The sequence below is a fragment of the Rouxiella badensis genome (assembly GCF_026967515.2).
In the GTDB taxonomy this organism is placed as follows: domain Bacteria; phylum Pseudomonadota; class Gammaproteobacteria; order Enterobacterales; family Enterobacteriaceae; genus Rouxiella; species Rouxiella badensis.
Window position 1 is genome coordinate 4,989,844 of sequence record NZ_CP114062.1, and the last position, 14,648, is coordinate 5,004,491.

Sequence of the window (14,648 nt, forward strand, 5' to 3'; positions counted from 1 at the left end):
TGCTATGAGTCTGAATTTTCTTGATTTTGAACAGCCGATTGCGGAGCTGGAAGCGAAAATTGACTCGCTGACTGCAGTCAGTCGTCAAGACGAAAAATTAGATATTAATCTGGACGAAGAAGTGGGGCGCCTTCGCGAGAAAAGCGTCGAACTGACTCGTAAAATTTTCTCAGATTTGGGTGCCTGGCAGATTGCGCAGTTGGCTCGCCATCCGCGTCGTCCTTACACTCTTGACTACATCAAGCACATCTTTACTGATTTTGATGAACTTGCGGGCGATCGCGCGTTTGCCGACGATAAAGCTATCGTAGGTGGGATTGCACGTTTGGGTGAGCGTGCCGTGATGATCATTGGTCATCAAAAAGGTCGTGAAACCAAAGAGAAGATCCGTCGTAACTTCGGTATGCCAGCTCCAGAAGGCTATCGCAAGGCGCTGCGTCTGATGGAAATGGCCGAACGCTTCAAACTGCCTATCATCACCTTCATCGACACCCCGGGTGCTTACCCAGGCGTTGGTGCTGAAGAACGTGGTCAGTCCGAAGCTATCGCTCGTAACCTGCGCGAAATGTCCCGTCTCAACGTACCGGTTATCTGTACCGTTATCGGTGAAGGCGGTTCAGGTGGTGCATTGGCTATCGGCGTCGGTGACAAAGTCAACATGCTGCAATACAGCACCTACTCGGTGATTTCACCAGAAGGCTGTGCGTCAATTCTGTGGAAGAGCGCAGACAAGGCGCCGCTGGCAGCGGAAGCTATGGGCATCATCGCTTCACGTTTGAAAGAGCTGAAGCTGATCGACTCCGTGATCCCTGAACCACTGGGTGGCGCGCATCGTGACGTTCCTGCTATGGCCGCATCACTGCGTGCTCAGTTGGAAGCTGACCTCAGAGAACTCGACGCGTTGAACACCGAAGAACTGCGTGACCGTCGTTATCAGCGACTGATGACTTACGGCTACTGCTAATATCCTTCAGTCTTCGCGATGTAGGGGATTGGCTGCGTCTGCTCACCCCAGTCACTTACTCAGGTAAGTTTCTGGGGATTCGTGACGTTGCCGCCGACTTACATCACGGATACTGTGGATATTTGCCAGGCAATTAAAATTTAAAGGGCAGTCTTAGGACTGCCCTTTTTTATTGTCTCGAGGTGTTAGGGTCTATAACCTGTCTTTTAGGAAACCAGAAGGATTTGTCAGATGAATATTCTCGCCATCATGCGCCCGGAAGGGGTTTACTATAAAGATGAGCCCATCCGTGAACTGGATGCTGCCCTGAACGAGTTGGGCTTCAAGACGATTTACCCGCGCGACAGAGCCGATTTGCTCAAGCTTATTGAAAGCAATGCGCGTATCTGTGGCGTTATTTTCGATTGGGATTTGCACAGTTCAGCGCTGTGTTCAGAAATTAACGAGCTGAATGAGTATCTTCCGCTCTATGCGTTTATCAATACCCACTCCACGATGGACGTTAGCGTACACGACATGCGCATGGTGCTGTACTTCTTCGAGTACGCGCTCAATGCCGCAGACGATATTGCTAAACGCATTCGACAGTATACCGATGAGTATATTGACCAGATTACCCCTCCGCTGACCAAGGCACTGTTTAATTACGTCGAGGAAGGGAAATATACTTTCTGTACTCCTGGCCATATGGCAGGGACTGCATTTCTAAAAAGTCCGGTCGGCACGCTGTTTTATGACTTCTTTGGTGCTAAAACGCTGAAGGCGGACGTCTCTATCTCGGTCACCGAACTGGGTTCTCTGCTCGACCACACCGGCCCACATCTCGAGGCCGAAGAGTATATCGCCCGCACCTTCGGCGCCGAGCAGAGCTATATCGTCACCAACGGTACATCGACCGCCAACAAGATTGTCGGCATGTACTCTGCGCCAGCGGGCAGCACGGTGCTGATAGACCGCAACTGCCATAAGTCACTGGCACACCTGATGATGATGACCAATATCATCCCAATCTATCTGCGCCCGCTGCGCAATGCCTACGGAATTTTGGGCGGTATTCCCCAGCGAGAGTTCACCCGTGAGAGCATTGAGCAGAAGGTGGCGCAGACCGAAAATGCCACCTGGCCGGTGCACGCGGTCATCACCAACTCAACCTATGATGGCCTGCTCTATAACACCGATTTTATCAAGCAGACGCTCGACGTGGCCTCTATCCACTTTGATTCCGCCTGGGTGCCTTACACCAATTTCCACCCGATCTATGCGGGTAAAAGCGGCATGAGCGGCGATCGAATCACGGGGAAAGTCATCTATGAAACGCAGTCGACCCACAAGCTGCTGGCGGCGTTTTCCCAGGCTTCGATGATTCACATCAAAGGGGATTATAACGAAAATACCTTTAATGAAGCCTACATGATGCACACGACCACGTCGCCAAACTATGGAATTGTGGCCTCTGCCGAAACCGCAGCGGCGATGCTGCGAGGCAACCCGGGCCGTCGTTTGATCAATCGGTCAGTGGAAAGGGCGCTCTATTTCCGTAAAGAAATTCAGCGCCTGCGTGAAGAAATGGACGGCTGGTTCTATGATATCTGGCAGCCGGAAGGGATTGACGAGGCTGAATGCTGGCCGCTTAATCCGGATAACAACTGGCACGGTTTCGCCAACGCTGACCCGGACCATATGTATCTCGACCCTATCAAGGTCACCATCCTCACGCCGGGGATGGACGAAACCGGCAAGCTAGAGGCAGAAGGCATTCCCGCCGCGTTGGTGGCTAAATACCTCGATGAGCGCGGCGTGGTGGTGGAGAAGACAGGTCCTTATAATTTGCTGTTCCTGTTTAGCATCGGCATCGATAAAACCAAGTCGATGAGCCTGATGCGAGGTCTCACCGACTTCAAACGCGCTTACGATCTCAATCTGCGGGTGAAGAATATGCTGCCGGATCTTTATGCCGAAGATCCTGATTTTTACCGTCATATGCGCATTCAGGATCTTGCTCAGGGGATCCACAAGCTGATCGTCGAACACGATCTTCCTACGCTGATGCTCAAGGCTTTTGACGTGCTGCCGGAGATGAAAATGACGCCTTACGAGATGTTCCAGCATCAGGTACGAGGCAATATTGAAGAGTGTGAACTCGAACAGCTGGTGGGTAAGGTGTCGGCCAATATGATCCTACCTTATCCACCGGGGGTACCGGTGGTCATGCCGGGCGAGATGATTACGACGGAAAGCCGCGCGGTGTTGGATTTCCTGCTGATGCTGTGTTCTATAGGTGAGCATTTCCCGGGCTTCGAGACCGATATCCACGGCGCGAAGCTGACCGAAGAGGGAAAATATCTCGTTAAGGTACTTAAACAAGAGGTGCTCGATGCTTAATTTACGCCGGATCCATCACATCGCGATTATTGCCAGCGATTATGAGGTCAGCAAAAAGTTTTACTGTGAGGTACTCGGCTTAACGCTGCTTTCCGAGGTTTATCGCGAGGCGCGTGACTCATGGATGGCCAATCTAGCCATCGACGGGCACTATCAAATTGAACTGTTCAGCTTTCCTTCGCCGCCAGCGCGCGTGAGTCGCCCCGAGGCCTGTGGCCTGCGTCATCTGGCGTTTAGCGTGGAAAATATTGAGCAGTCTGTCGCGCATCTTCTGGCGGCGGGCGTAGCCTGTGAACCGGTGCGTATCGATGAGCACACCGGCAAGAAATTCACCTTCTTCGCCGATCCCGATAATCTGCCTTTAGAACTTTATGAAATCGATTAAGTTTGCCTACAGCGCGGCCAGCCATGCTGCCTGAACATCTGGTCAAACAGCTGGGAGACAGGCGTCGCCTGTGCGTGGCATTCAGCGGCGGGCTCGACTCGACGGTGCTTCTGCACGCGTTGGTACAGCTGCGGGCCAGTATTCTGCCTGACCTACAGCTGCGGGCTATACACGTTAATCACGGGCTGAGCGCCTTTGCTAACCGGTGGACCGCGAGCTGTCAGGCTCATTGCCAGCGCTGGCAGGTCGAGTTTTTACCGCTGTTTGTGACGGTGGATGCCAGTCAGGGGGGAATAGAAGCCGCGGCGCGCAATGCGCGTTACCAGGCACTGACGCAAAATCTTCACAGCGGCGAGACCTTACTGACGGCACAGCATCTCAATGACCAGTGCGAAACCTTTATACTGGCACTCAAGCGTGGCAGCGGACCCGCCGGGCTGTCGTCGATGGGGGAACGCGCGAAGGTCGGCGGTTTTCCACTGCTAAGGCCTCTGCTTTCGCTCCCCCGCGAGGCGCTGGAGGCCTATGCTGGCCAGCATCAGCTGAGCTGGATAGACGATGACAGTAATCAGGACACGCGTTTCGATCGCAACTTTTTGCGCCTGGAAGTGCTGCCGCTGCTGTATCAGCGCTGGCCGCATTTTGCTGCCGCTACGGCACGCAGCGCTGGCCTCTGCGCAGAGCAGGAGTCTTTGCTCGATGAGTTGTTACAGGAAGACTTAGATAGTCTGACTGATGCGCAGGGCAGCCTGTCGGTCAGCGGATTAGAGCCACTCTCTGAGTCCCGACGCTTTGCGTTGCTCCGTCGATGGCTGGCGGGATGCGGCGCTAAAATGCCCTCACGTGAACAGCTACAGCGAATGTGGGACGAAGTGGCGGTCAGCCGCGCAGACGCTGAACCTCAGATGCGCCTCGGTGCCTTCAGCCTGCGGCGTTTTCGCCAGCGACTTTACTGGCTGCCACCGATGCAGGCGTTGAAACAAACGGTCATTCCCTGGACCGGAGAGGGCATACTCAATCTTCCGGACAATCTCGGTCATTTGACGTTCGCGTCCCAAACGGATGAAGGTCTTTCGATACGCAAGCCGCGTGACGATGAGACGATGAGCATAAGGTTCTATGCCCGTGGCGAGGTGCATAAAGTGGGCCGCGACCGTTCGCGGCAGATGAAAAAACTGTGGCAGGAGCTCGACGTCCCACCCTGGGAACGTAACCGCATTCCTTTAGTGTTTTATAACGAACGGCCGATCGCTGCGGCGGGGCTATTTATTACCCATGATGCATTGACCACAGGTCCGCAAGAGGCTGTCTGGTCGCTGCTTTGGCAAAAATAACAAGACTTAACATTACCGCCGGGGTGAACCGGTTTGGGAGCAATGATGCATTGGTTAACTAAAGGCGCGTTGAGCGCCGCTCTGGCGTGGGCGAGCCTGAGTCTGCCTGCGCTGGCTGACGGAAATATTGCTGACGGTCAGGCTAAGTCGGCAAGCTGTGCCGCTTGTCATGGGGCAACCGGTAAGGCCAGCAACGCGCTTTATCCTAATCTTGCCGGACAAAATGAGGCCTATCTCGCGCTTGCGCTTCATGGCTATAAAAATGGCGGACGAACCGGCGGGCAGGCGGGGGTAATGCAGGCGTTTACTGCGGGGCTTTCCGATCAGGATATCAGCGATTTGTCGGCCTTCTACGCCAGCCAAAAACCCTGATATCAGACCATAAAAAACGGGCAACCTTGAGATTGCCCGTTAACGTTTTGGCTTGGCCCTGTAGGGCAAAGTCTTGCTCTTTACTTGCGACTACTCTGCGCTGACAACGACTGTGCCAATTTTTGGATTACTGAAGCTCTCGATATGGTCAAGCCGCAGTTCCAACTGTTGTCCACCCGAGTCAACAATCAGATATTCCACTTTTTTTCGCATCAACAAATCTTTGGCTTTAGCCTCGACAAGCTCTCCGCTGCGCATCTTTAGCGTCAGAACCAGATGATCCTGACAGGCAAGCTCGAGATTATCGTAGTCATCGCAATTGATGGGTTGGTACTCATCATTAATCGACATAATCGCTCACCAGTAAGTTAGCGGCGGCATAAGCCGCCTGTTCTCGAACGGAAGACGGAAGTTCGGCGTTGGCCGCCACATCGTCTAATGCCTTTAGCACACAGCCCAACGCATCGGGCACATAACCAAGACAGCCACTGCCTATCTCGGAATATTTTTGGCGTACTAATTCAGAGTATTGTTGCATAGGTCCTCCTTTAGAGCTTGTTCGAAATGGCTCTTTACGAATCTTTTCGAATAAGCTCCTTTCTGCTTCCCTCGATAAGCCAAATCCTTTCAGCCAGGGAAATATAAACTTCCGTTATTAAACGACTATAGCACAGAGACGCTGTAGTTATCAGCACAGGTCCAAGCTTTATCTTGTGTCGATATCAAGTACAATGTGCGTCCATTACTTAGAGGTTTACCATGGCGTTAAAAGCAACAATTTATAAAGCCGCAGTCAATATTGCCGATATGGATCGTAATTTTTTCTACGATGCCAATCTTACGCTGGCACAGCATCCCTCTGAAACCGAGCAGCGCATGATGCTGCGTTTACTCGCCTGGATTTGCCACGCCAACGAACGTTTGACCTTTACGCGCGGACTCAGCGCAGAAGATGAGCCGGAAATCTGGCTGAAAAATGACCATAACGGCATCGAGCTGTGGGTAGAATTGGGCTTGCCCGATGAGAAGCGTCTGAAAAAGGCGTGCAATCAGTCGCGCAACGTCGTGCTTTATGCGTATGGTGAGCGTGCTGCCAAGGTCTGGTGGTCGCAGGTTCAGAACAAAGTTAGCCAATACTCGAACCTGAGCGTGCGCTATATTGATGATGAATTACTGACCCAGTTGGTCTCTTTTGGTCAGCGTGGCATGGTATTGCAGGCAACGTTACAAGACGGTGCTATCTGGTTATCTGACGCCCAGAATAACGTGGAGATTCATTTCCACGAGTGGCTGGACGGCGGCTGGAAACAGGCGGAACTTTAAGGGTGTTGATACTCTCCGGCAGGCTCGAGATTCCCGACAGCGAGATTGAACTGACGGCCATTCGCGCGCAGGGCGCGGGAGGGCAGAACGTTAATAAAACCTCTACCGCTATTCACCTGCGTTTCGATATTAAAGCCTCAAGCCTGCCCGAATATTATCAGCAACGTTTGTTGGCGTTTAAGCATCATTTAATTACTGCCGAAGGTGTTGTCGTCATTAAAGCGCAGGAATATCGCAGCCAGGAACTTAATCGCGAAGCCGCATTGGCGCGCCTGGCTTCATTAATCGAGCAGGCCATGGTGGTTGAAAAGCCACGCCGTGCAACCAAACCAACGCGGGGTTCCAAGATTCGTCGGGTTGAAAGTAAAGTACGCAAAGGCGCTACAAAAGCATTGAGAGGAAAAATCCGCTCGACCTGATGAGAAACGTCGAGGCCGAGTGAAGATAAAACGCAGTGGGAGAAAACTGTGAAAAAAATAATGATTGCTATGGGGCTGACCTTCAGCCTGTTATCGCTATTCGGATGTCACAACAAGATTTTTGCACAAGAACAACCTTTTGAGGCCATGCAGCAGAGCTATAAGGGCGTGCTGCCGTGCGCAGACTGTGACGGGATCGAGACCTCGCTGTTCTTGCAGCAGGACGGGACCTATATTCTACGCGAAATCTATGAGGTCAAGCCGAAGGACAATAAGGCCTTCGCCCAGTACGGCAAATGGGCCCGAACCGCGGATAAGCTGGTTCTGACCGAGGCCAACGGCGAGAAACGTTATTTCCGCCCGGTGGGAGATAACCTTGAGATGCTCGATACCCACGGCGAAGTCATACATTCTACCCTCAAGTATCAGCTTAAGCCGGCCGAACAGCATATGCCGCAAACGCCGATGCCGTTGAGCGGAATGGTACGTTACGACGCCAATAACGTGGTCTTTACCGACTGCGCGACCGGTAAAGTCATCCCGATGGCGACCAGCAGCAGTCTGCAAAAGGCCTACATGGATGCGCGTCACAGTCCTGACCAACTGGTGTTTGTCTCGATGGACGGACATTTCCAGGTTGAGCCGGGCGGGGATGAAGGCAAAGGGCATAAACTGCTGGTGGCCGACAGCAATATCAGCCTGGATGCCAACAGGCAATGCCAGTAATCGTGGTGAGATGACCCGATAAAAAACGCCCGCCGTTGCAATGAGCACCGGCGGGCGTTTTGTTATTGATGGCACAGCGGGCAACCTAAAGGTGTACCCGCCGCGCTTTTAGCGTGGGATCTGGCTCAGCAGGTAATCAACGATGTCGTTGATTTTAATCATCTGCTTTTCACCGCTGCGGCGGTTTTTATATTCTAGCTCTTCAGCGTCAAGGTTACGTTCGCCGATAACAACCTGATGCGGCACGCCGATCAGTTCCATGTCGGCGAACATCACGCCCGGACGCTCTTTACGGTCGTCGAGAATAACGTCAACGCCTTTGGCACGCAGGGTGTTGTACAGCGCTTCGGCGGCGTCCTTCACGCGGAAAGACTTGCTCATGTTCATTGGCAGGATAGCCACCTGGAAAGGGGCAATCGCGTCTGGCCAGATGATGCCGCGACCGTCGTGGTTCTGCTCGATAGCCGCTGCAACCACGCGGGTCACACCGATACCGTAACAGCCCATGGTCACAACCTGGTTCTTGCCGTCTTCACCTTGAACGGTCGCTTTCAACGCTTCAGAGTACTTGGTACCCAGCTGGAAGATGTGGCCAACTTCGATACCGCGCTTGATAAGCAGGGTACCTTTGCCGTCCGGGCTTGGATCGCCTTCAACTACGTTACGCAGGTCAGCCACTTCCGGCAGCGGCAGGTCACGTTCCCAGTTAACGCCCAGGTAATGTTTACCGTCGATGTTGGCACCGGCGCTGAAATCGCTCATTACCGCAACGGTGCGGTCAATCACGATTGGCAGCGGCAGGTGAACCGGACCCAGCGAGCCTGGACCTGCGTTAACCAGCGCACGAATTTCTGCTTCGGTGGCAAAGGTCAGCGGAGAAGCAACCTGTGGCAGTTTCTCGGCCTTGATTTCGTTCAGCTCGTGGTCACCGCGAACCAGTAGGGCAACCAGCGGATGTGCGCTACCATCGGTGGCGCGAACCATCAATGTCTTAACGGTCTTCTCGATTGGCAGTTGGAATTGCTCAACCAGCTCGGCGATAGTTTTGGCATTCGGCGTGTCGATCAGACGCATTTCTTCAGTCGGGGCGCCACGTGGTGTGGTCGGCGCTACTGCTTCGGCTTTCTCGATGTTGGCCGCGTAGTCAGACTCGGTAGAGAAAATCACGTCATCTTCACCGCTCTCTGCCAGCACCTGGAATTCGTGAGACGCGTTACCGCCGATAGAACCGGTGTCAGCTTCTACAGCACGGAAATCCAGACCCATGCGGGTGAAGATTTTGCTGTAGGCTTCGTACATTGCGTCATAGCCTTCCTGCAGGGATTCCTGACTGGTGTGGAAAGAGTAGGCGTCTTTCATGATGAATTCACGAGAACGCATCACACCGAAACGCGGACGTACTTCGTCGCGGAACTTGGTCTGGATCTGGAAAAGATTCAGCGGCAGCTGCTTGTAGGAGCTGATTTCATTGCGCATCAGGTCAGTGATGACTTCTTCATGCGTAGGGCCGAGTACAAATGCGCGATCGCCGCGATCGACAAAACGCAGCAACTCGGGACCGTACTGTTCCCAACGTCCGCTCTCCTGCCACAGGTCGGCGGGTTGCACGACGGGCATGGAGACTTCGATAGCGCAAGCGTTGTTCATCTCTTCGCGCACGATGTTTTCGACTTTCTTAAGCACACGCAGACCGGTTGGCAGCCAGGTATAAAGACCTGAGGCCAGTTTGCGGATCATTCCCGCGCGCAGCATCAGCTGGTGGCTGATGACTTCGGCGTCGGCTGGCGTCTCCTTCAGAGTGGAGAGCAGATATTGTGTTGTACGCATGATGTGTTGGTTCCGTTAGCACTGCAAATCGTCCGCAGGCCGGGTGCCTGCCAGAACGTGAAAGTATTCGAATAATCGGTCGTCAACCGCCGCTATCATGACCCCAGAAATAGCCTGCGGTCAGCTAGTTTACCAGTCGCCGACGAGAGTCAAAAGAGAACCACCGAATTTTAGTGCTGGTCGAGCGAGATTACCTGATTTTGATCGGCAACTACGCGCCATCTCACGTTAAAATCCAACAGTCGAACGGCATAGTCGCGCTCTAACTCTTCACCTTTACGGTAAGCGGGGCGCGGGTCCTGGCCTAGTACCTGAGTAATAAAACGACGCAGATGCGGATAGCGGGTCAGATTCGCCGCCAATTGGGTCTCTGCCAGCGTTGAGAAAGTCACCGGCATGTTGGCTTCGGGGGCGTTCTGGGCAAACCCTGCGAGGGCCTGTGGTTGACTTTCGGCGAAGGGAAGATAGGGTTTGATATCCACCACCGGCGTGCCGTCAACCAAATCGAGACTCCCCAGCTCCAGAATGACCTCTTTACCCTGACAGCGGATGCCTTTCAGCTCGACCAGCGACATCCCGAGCGGGTTAGGCCTGAAGGTAGAACGGGTCGCGAAGACGCCAACGCGAGCATTGCCACCCAGACGAGGAGGGCGCACGGTAGGACGCCATCCGCCTTCCATCGTTTGGTGGAATATAAACATTACCCAGAGATGGCTAAACTCTTCCAGTCCGCGCACGGCCTCGGGCTGATTATAAGGCGGGAACAGATGCAGCTCGCCACCGCCGTCTTGCACCAGCCCGGGTTGACGAGGTACGGCAAACTTTTCTTTATAGGGAGAGTGAATTCTCCCTATTTCATTGAAGGTAAATGCTGTCATTTAAAGCTGACGTCGAGCGCGGAGCCTTGGCATATTGCCTGACGATGACAGCCTGCGGTGTCGGCGACAACCTGGCACTGGTGCAGCAGAACGGCGTTGGCCTTCATGGAGGAGGCGTGATTCAGCATTTTTCTGCGCGCGGTCGATAGGCTCGGCGCTGCTTCGTGGCGCGTTATCTGGCAAGACGTACCGGTCACTTCACCCAGATCGCGGAATGGCGTACCTACCAGAGCCTCGGCGTTTTTATACAGTTTCACTGCCACCGGTCGGGGTGCTGGCTTAGGTTTGACGGGTTTTGACTGCTCTACATACGGGTGTTCATTAAAAACAGGCTGCGTTCTGTGAGTCGCGGAACATCCAGCTAGCAAAAGGGCTAACAAACAGAGAGGTAAAGCGCGCATGATATATCCTCTGCTCCATACCCTGAATCGATCAAAATGCTCTGGCTTTGATTTCCTTTCGCGCCCTGTTATTGGTTATATAAACGCTCAGGGAGTCGCAGGGTTGTCATCTAGCGCATTTTAAATGCTGTTGGGTATATTTATAGTGAAAGAAAGAGGCGTTATTGAAGCAAGGTATTGAGGAAATAACAAGGCGGGCATAAGCCCGCCTTAGGAATATATTATGTAACTATGAATATATTTATGACGTTAACCGGTAATTACCAGCCTTTTACCGCACCGCCGTTAAAGACTTTGTTAGCAGCCTGGTATACTTCGTCAGACTCGTAGGCTTTAACAAACTTCTGCACGTTTTCAGCATCTTTATTATCTTCACGCGCGACAATCAGGTTCACGTAAGGTGAATCTTTGTCTTCGACGAAGATGCCGTCTTTCTCTGGCGTCAGGCCAATCTGGCTTGCATAGGTGGTATTGATCACCGCCAGCGCAATTTTGTTGTCATCCAGTGAACGCGGCAGCTGTGGCGCTTCCAGTTCAACCAGTTTCAGATTTTTTGGATTCTCGGTGACGTCCAGAACGGTTGGCAACAGACCCACGCCGTCTTTCAGTTTGATCAGACCCACTTTCTGCAGCAGCAGCAGTGAACGGCCCAGGTTAGTCGGGTCGTTAGGCAGCGCAATTTGGTCACCGTCTTTCAGATCGTTAATGGATTTGATTTTCTTGGAGTAGCCAGCAATCGGATACACGAAGGTATTACCGACCGGAACCAGCTTGTAGCCGCGATCCTTAATTTGTTGATCCAGGTATGGCTTGTGCTGGAAGGCGTTGACGTCGATATCGCCTTTGCTCAGCGCTTCGTTTGGCAGAACGTAGTCGTTAAAGGTCACCAGCTCTACGTCCAGACCGTATTTCTCTTTGGCAACCTTCGCGGCAACTTCAGCAACCTGCTGTTCTGCACCGACGATAACGCCTACCTTGATGTGATTAGGATCTTCTTTCTTCGGGCCACAGCCTGCAAGGGCCAGCGATCCCAGAAGTACACCCGCAACTGCAAGAGATTTAAATTTAATGGACATGTCCTATCCTCTATACATTTTTATATCGAGATTAATTATGGGCGGCGTGAAGCCCTGCCGCCGTTTTTTCTTTACTTATGAGTAACCGCTTTTGCAATGCGGTCACCACAGAGTTGGATTAGGTACACCAATACAACCAGTAATACTAATACAGTATTCATTACCGTGGCGTCGTAACCAATATAACCGTACTGATAACCAATCTGACCCAAACCGCCAGCACCCACCGCACCGCCCATCGCTGAATAACCTACCAGCGTAATCAGCGTGATGGTCGCCGCGTTAACCAGGCCCGGCATAGCTTCTGGCAGCAGGATTTTACGGATGATTTGCATCGGCGTTGCACCCATTGCGCGGGCCGCTTCGACCAGACCGCTTGGGATCTCAAGCATTGCGTTCTCAACCATGCGGGCGATAAACGGCGCTGCACCCACGGTCAATGGCACGATAGCGGCCTGCAGACCAATCGAGGTGCCCACGATAATGCGGGTGAATGGAATCATCCAAACCAGCAGGATAATGAAAGGAATCGAACGGAAGATGTTGACCAGTGCCGACATCACGCGGTACAGCTTTTTATTCTCAGCAATCTGGCCAGGACGGGTAACGTACAGCAGTACACCGATCGGCAGACCCAGCACGAAACCAAAGAAGCCGGAAGTCAGGGTCATTATGACGGTCTGCCAAACACCCTGGCCAAGTAACCACATCATTGCCTCAGACATAACCCAATACCTCTACCTTAACTTGATTCTGGTGCAGGAATTCAATCGCTGCCTGTGTATCTTCAACGCTGCCGTGCATCTCGGTCAGCATGATGCCGAACTTCACGCCACCGGCGTAATCCATCTGCGCGCTAATAATGTTGTTATTGATGTTAAATTTGCGAACCGCATGAGAGAGCAGCGGCGCATCGACCGATTGACCGGTAAATTCCAGACGCAATAAAGGAACACTTCCTTCGCTGTGCTCGGGTTTCATGCGCAGCGCATAGTCGTCTGGAATATCCAGGTGCAGCGTTGACTGAATAAACTGCTGTGCCAGCGGAGTTTTCGGATGCGAGAACATTTCGCTCACCTTGTCCTGCTCAATCAACTGACCGTTGCTTATCACCGCAACCTGATCGCAGATACGTTTCACCACGTCCATCTCGTGAGTGATGAGCAAAATGGTCAGCCCCAGGCGACGGTTAATGTCTTTCAACAGCTCGAGGATAGAGCGGGTAGTGGCCGGGTCCAGAGCGCTGGTGGCCTCGTCGCACAGCAAGACTTTGGGGTTGCTTGCCAGGGCACGGGCAATAGCTACACGTTGCTTCTGCCCGCCGGACAGGTTGGCAGGGTAGGCGTCCTGCTTATCTTCCAGCCCAACCAGCGTCAGCAACTCGGTAACGCGCTGCTTAATCTCTTTGGAAGGAAGGTTGTCCAGCTCAAGCGGCAGGGCAACGTTACCGAAGACGGTCCGGGAAGACAGCAGGTTAAAGTGTTGGAAGATCATGCCAATCTGACGACGCGCGCGGGTCAGTTCTTTCTCCGAGAAGGCAGTCAGGTCCTGACCGTCGACCAGCACTTTACCTTCGGTTGGGCGTTCGAGCAGATTAACGCAGCGAATCAGCGTACTTTTACCGGCACCGGAAGAACCGATGACGCCATAGATTTGTCCTGCAGGCACGTGAAGGCTCACGTTGGAAAGCGCCGTGATGTTGCGCTGACCCTGCTTGAACACTTTGGTGATGTTAGAAAGTTTAATCATATTTTTCTTATATCGGCTTTACTGCCGTAACGTATAAAAAGTAACCCTCTGGAATTCATCCCAGAACTTGGCGTGGATGCTAAGGCGTCTAGACGTCCAAGTCAACCAGATAGCATTCTCACCGCCCCCTAAAACATGCGATACTTACGCCGTCAACCAGCCATCAGGAGCAAATACGTGGCACAAACTGTTCCAGCAATATTTTTAGACCGCGACGGTACCCTTAATGTCGATCACGGCTACGTCCATGAAATTGATGACTTCGAGTTCATTGAAGGCACTATTGAAGCCTGCCTTAAACTGAAGGAAATGGGCTTTGCCTTAGTATTAGTGACCAACCAGTCGGGCATCGCTCGCGGAAAATTCACCGAAGAACAATTTTTCACTCTCACGGAATGGATGGACTGGTCGCTGGCCGATCGCGGCGTCGATTTGGACGGCATCTATTTCTGTCCTCACCATCCTGATGCAATAGTAGAAGAGTACAAACAGGTTTGTGACTGCCGTAAGCCAGAACCCGGCATGTTCATTACTGCTAAAGAAGAGCTGAACATCGATATGGCCGCTTCTTATATGGTAGGCGACAAAATTGAAGACCTTCAGGCAGCAATGAAAGCGGGCGTAGGCACTAAAATTCTAGTCCGTAGCGGTAAGCCGGTCACCCAAGAAGGTGAAGAATTAGCGGATTTAGTGCTCGATAGCCTGGCACAACTGCCTGTAGCCATTAAAAACGGCTTAAAATAGAGCGTTGCGGGCGAAAAATAGGCAAACGAAATAAAACTGTATTTATTCGCTTGCCATTCCCGCCAGCC

The 14,648-nt window shown here is 52.7% G+C and carries 17 protein-coding genes; 9 read left to right on the forward strand and 8 right to left on the reverse strand.

The features are described 5' to 3' along the window. Positions 1–4 precede the first annotated feature (4 nt). The 5 genes from accA (at position 5) to O1V65_RS23020 (ending at position 5,437) form a co-directional block, all read left to right on the forward strand. Positions 5–964: an acetyl-CoA carboxylase carboxyl transferase subunit alpha gene (accA, locus tag O1V65_RS23000; protein ID WP_017491965.1), complete on the forward strand. Its 960-nt coding sequence runs from the start codon at positions 5–7 to the stop codon at positions 962–964. A gap of 231 nt (positions 965–1,195) precedes the next feature. Further along, positions 1,196–3,346 (forward strand): lysine decarboxylase LdcC, encoded by a 2,151-nt coding sequence (locus tag O1V65_RS23005; RefSeq protein ID WP_017491964.1) that lies wholly within the window; start codon positions 1,196–1,198, stop codon positions 3,344–3,346. Beyond that, positions 3,339–3,731, forward strand: a complete 393-nt coding sequence (locus tag O1V65_RS23010) for a VOC family protein (protein WP_017491963.1) — start codon at positions 3,339–3,341, stop codon at positions 3,729–3,731. Before O1V65_RS23005 ends, O1V65_RS23010 begins: the two co-directional genes overlap by 8 nt. Before the next feature lie 23 nt (positions 3,732–3,754). Beyond that, the gene (gene tilS, locus O1V65_RS23015; RefSeq protein ID WP_269130069.1) at positions 3,755–5,065 is read left to right on the forward strand and encodes a tRNA lysidine(34) synthetase TilS; all 1,311 of its coding nucleotides are present in this window, start codon (positions 3,755–3,757) and stop codon (positions 5,063–5,065) included. A 45-nt stretch (positions 5,066–5,110) separates the two neighbouring features. Continuing rightward, positions 5,111–5,437 (forward strand): c-type cytochrome, encoded by a 327-nt coding sequence (locus tag O1V65_RS23020; protein ID WP_017494137.1) that lies wholly within the window; start codon positions 5,111–5,113, stop codon positions 5,435–5,437. A 90-nt stretch (positions 5,438–5,527) separates the two neighbouring features. On the opposite strand, the gene rof is transcribed toward O1V65_RS23020, so the two are convergent. Together rof and O1V65_RS23030 are read right to left on the reverse strand one after the other, a co-directional pair. Beyond that, positions 5,528–5,788, reverse strand: a complete 261-nt coding sequence (gene rof, locus O1V65_RS23025) for a Rho-binding antiterminator (protein ID WP_017494138.1) — start codon at positions 5,786–5,788, stop codon at positions 5,528–5,530. Continuing rightward, positions 5,778–5,975 (reverse strand): YaeP family protein, encoded by a 198-nt coding sequence (locus O1V65_RS23030; protein ID WP_017494139.1) that lies wholly within the window; start codon positions 5,973–5,975, stop codon positions 5,778–5,780. Before O1V65_RS23030 ends, rof begins: the two co-directional genes overlap by 11 nt. A 221-nt stretch (positions 5,976–6,196) precedes the next feature. On the opposite strand from O1V65_RS23030, the gene O1V65_RS23035 reads away from it, so the two are divergent. The 3 genes from O1V65_RS23035 to nlpE are packed head-to-tail and all read left to right on the forward strand — an operon-like array spanning position 6,197 to position 7,905. Further along, positions 6,197–6,760 carry a YaeQ family protein gene (locus O1V65_RS23035; RefSeq protein ID WP_017494140.1) on the forward strand — a complete coding sequence of 188 codons (564 nt, stop codon included), beginning with the start codon at positions 6,197–6,199 and terminating at the stop codon, positions 6,758–6,760. 2 nt (positions 6,761–6,762) lie between these two features. After that, on the forward strand, positions 6,763–7,179 hold the full coding sequence (gene arfB / locus O1V65_RS23040; protein ID WP_017494141.1) for an alternative ribosome rescue aminoacyl-tRNA hydrolase ArfB: 417 nt from the start codon (positions 6,763–6,765) through the stop codon (positions 7,177–7,179). A 48-nt stretch (positions 7,180–7,227) separates the two neighbouring features. Further along, on the forward strand, positions 7,228–7,905 hold the full coding sequence (nlpE, locus tag O1V65_RS23045) for an envelope stress response activation lipoprotein NlpE (RefSeq protein ID WP_269130070.1): 678 nt from the start codon (positions 7,228–7,230) through the stop codon (positions 7,903–7,905). Between the two features lie 108 nt (positions 7,906–8,013). Here the strand turns inward: nlpE and proS are convergent, their stop codons facing one another. The 6 genes from proS to metN all read right to left on the reverse strand — a co-directional run bounded on the left by proS (position 8,014) and on the right by metN (position 13,836). After that, complete coding sequence (proS, locus tag O1V65_RS23050) at positions 8,014–9,732, reverse strand: proline--tRNA ligase (protein ID WP_017494143.1); 1,719 nt, start codon at positions 9,730–9,732, stop codon at positions 8,014–8,016. Between the two features lie 170 nt (positions 9,733–9,902). After that, positions 9,903–10,610 carry a tRNA (N6-threonylcarbamoyladenosine(37)-N6)-methyltransferase TrmO gene (gene tsaA, locus O1V65_RS23055; protein WP_017494144.1) on the reverse strand — a complete coding sequence of 236 codons (708 nt, stop codon included), beginning with the start codon at positions 10,608–10,610 and terminating at the stop codon, positions 9,903–9,905. Further along, complete coding sequence (gene rcsF / locus O1V65_RS23060; protein WP_026110827.1) at positions 10,607–11,011, reverse strand: Rcs stress response system protein RcsF; 405 nt, start codon at positions 11,009–11,011, stop codon at positions 10,607–10,609. The genes tsaA and rcsF overlap by 4 nt, the downstream gene beginning before the upstream one ends. A gap of 260 nt (positions 11,012–11,271) precedes the next feature. Beyond that, positions 11,272–12,087 carry a MetQ/NlpA family lipoprotein gene (locus O1V65_RS23065; RefSeq protein ID WP_017494146.1) on the reverse strand — a complete coding sequence of 272 codons (816 nt, stop codon included), beginning with the start codon at positions 12,085–12,087 and terminating at the stop codon, positions 11,272–11,274. A 71-nt stretch (positions 12,088–12,158) separates the two neighbouring features. Next, positions 12,159–12,812 carry a methionine ABC transporter permease MetI gene (locus O1V65_RS23070; RefSeq protein ID WP_017494147.1) on the reverse strand — a complete coding sequence of 218 codons (654 nt, stop codon included), beginning with the start codon at positions 12,810–12,812 and terminating at the stop codon, positions 12,159–12,161. After that, the gene (metN, locus tag O1V65_RS23075) at positions 12,805–13,836 is read right to left on the reverse strand and encodes a methionine ABC transporter ATP-binding protein MetN (protein WP_084913159.1); all 1,032 of its coding nucleotides are present in this window, start codon (positions 13,834–13,836) and stop codon (positions 12,805–12,807) included. The genes O1V65_RS23070 and metN overlap by 8 nt, the downstream gene beginning before the upstream one ends. Positions 13,837–14,013: 177 nt before the next feature. Here metN and gmhB point away from each other — a divergent pair, with 177 nt between their 5' ends. Beyond that, a complete protein-coding gene (gene gmhB, locus O1V65_RS23080; RefSeq protein WP_017494479.1) occupies positions 14,014–14,580 on the forward strand; it encodes a D-glycero-beta-D-manno-heptose 1,7-bisphosphate 7-phosphatase in 567 nt (188 codons plus the stop codon). The last annotated feature ends 68 nt before the right edge of the window (positions 14,581–14,648 follow it).

Excerpts from the sequence above, each read along its gene's own strand:
- tsaA (WP_017494144.1), bottom strand. The coding sequence starts at position 10,610 with ATGACAGCATTTACCTTCAATGAAATAGGGAGAATTCACTCTCCCTAT.
- O1V65_RS23005 (WP_017491964.1), top strand. The coding sequence starts at position 1,196 with ATGAATATTCTCGCCATCATGCGCCCGGAAGGGGTTTACTATAAAGAT.
- O1V65_RS23035 (WP_017494140.1), top strand. The coding sequence starts at position 6,197 with ATGGCGTTAAAAGCAACAATTTATAAAGCCGCAGTCAATATTGCCGAT.
- tilS (WP_269130069.1), top strand. The coding sequence starts at position 3,755 with ATGCTGCCTGAACATCTGGTCAAACAGCTGGGAGACAGGCGTCGCCTG.
- O1V65_RS23065 (WP_017494146.1), bottom strand. The coding sequence starts at position 12,087 with ATGTCCATTAAATTTAAATCTCTTGCAGTTGCGGGTGTACTTCTGGGA.
- O1V65_RS23010 (WP_017491963.1), top strand. The coding sequence starts at position 3,339 with ATGCTTAATTTACGCCGGATCCATCACATCGCGATTATTGCCAGCGAT.
- accA (WP_017491965.1), top strand. The coding sequence starts at position 5 with ATGAGTCTGAATTTTCTTGATTTTGAACAGCCGATTGCGGAGCTGGAA.
- metN (WP_084913159.1), bottom strand. The coding sequence starts at position 13,836 with ATGATTAAACTTTCTAACATCACCAAAGTGTTCAAGCAGGGTCAGCGC.
- O1V65_RS23020 (WP_017494137.1), top strand. The coding sequence starts at position 5,111 with ATGCATTGGTTAACTAAAGGCGCGTTGAGCGCCGCTCTGGCGTGGGCG.
- proS (WP_017494143.1), bottom strand. The coding sequence starts at position 9,732 with ATGCGTACAACACAATATCTGCTCTCCACTCTGAAGGAGACGCCAGCC.
- rcsF (WP_026110827.1), bottom strand. The coding sequence starts at position 11,011 with ATGCGCGCTTTACCTCTCTGTTTGTTAGCCCTTTTGCTAGCTGGATGT.
- O1V65_RS23070 (WP_017494147.1), bottom strand. The coding sequence starts at position 12,812 with ATGTCTGAGGCAATGATGTGGTTACTTGGCCAGGGTGTTTGGCAGACC.
- O1V65_RS23030 (WP_017494139.1), bottom strand. The coding sequence starts at position 5,975 with ATGCAACAATACTCTGAATTAGTACGCCAAAAATATTCCGAGATAGGC.
- rof (WP_017494138.1), bottom strand. The coding sequence starts at position 5,788 with ATGTCGATTAATGATGAGTACCAACCCATCAATTGCGATGACTACGAT.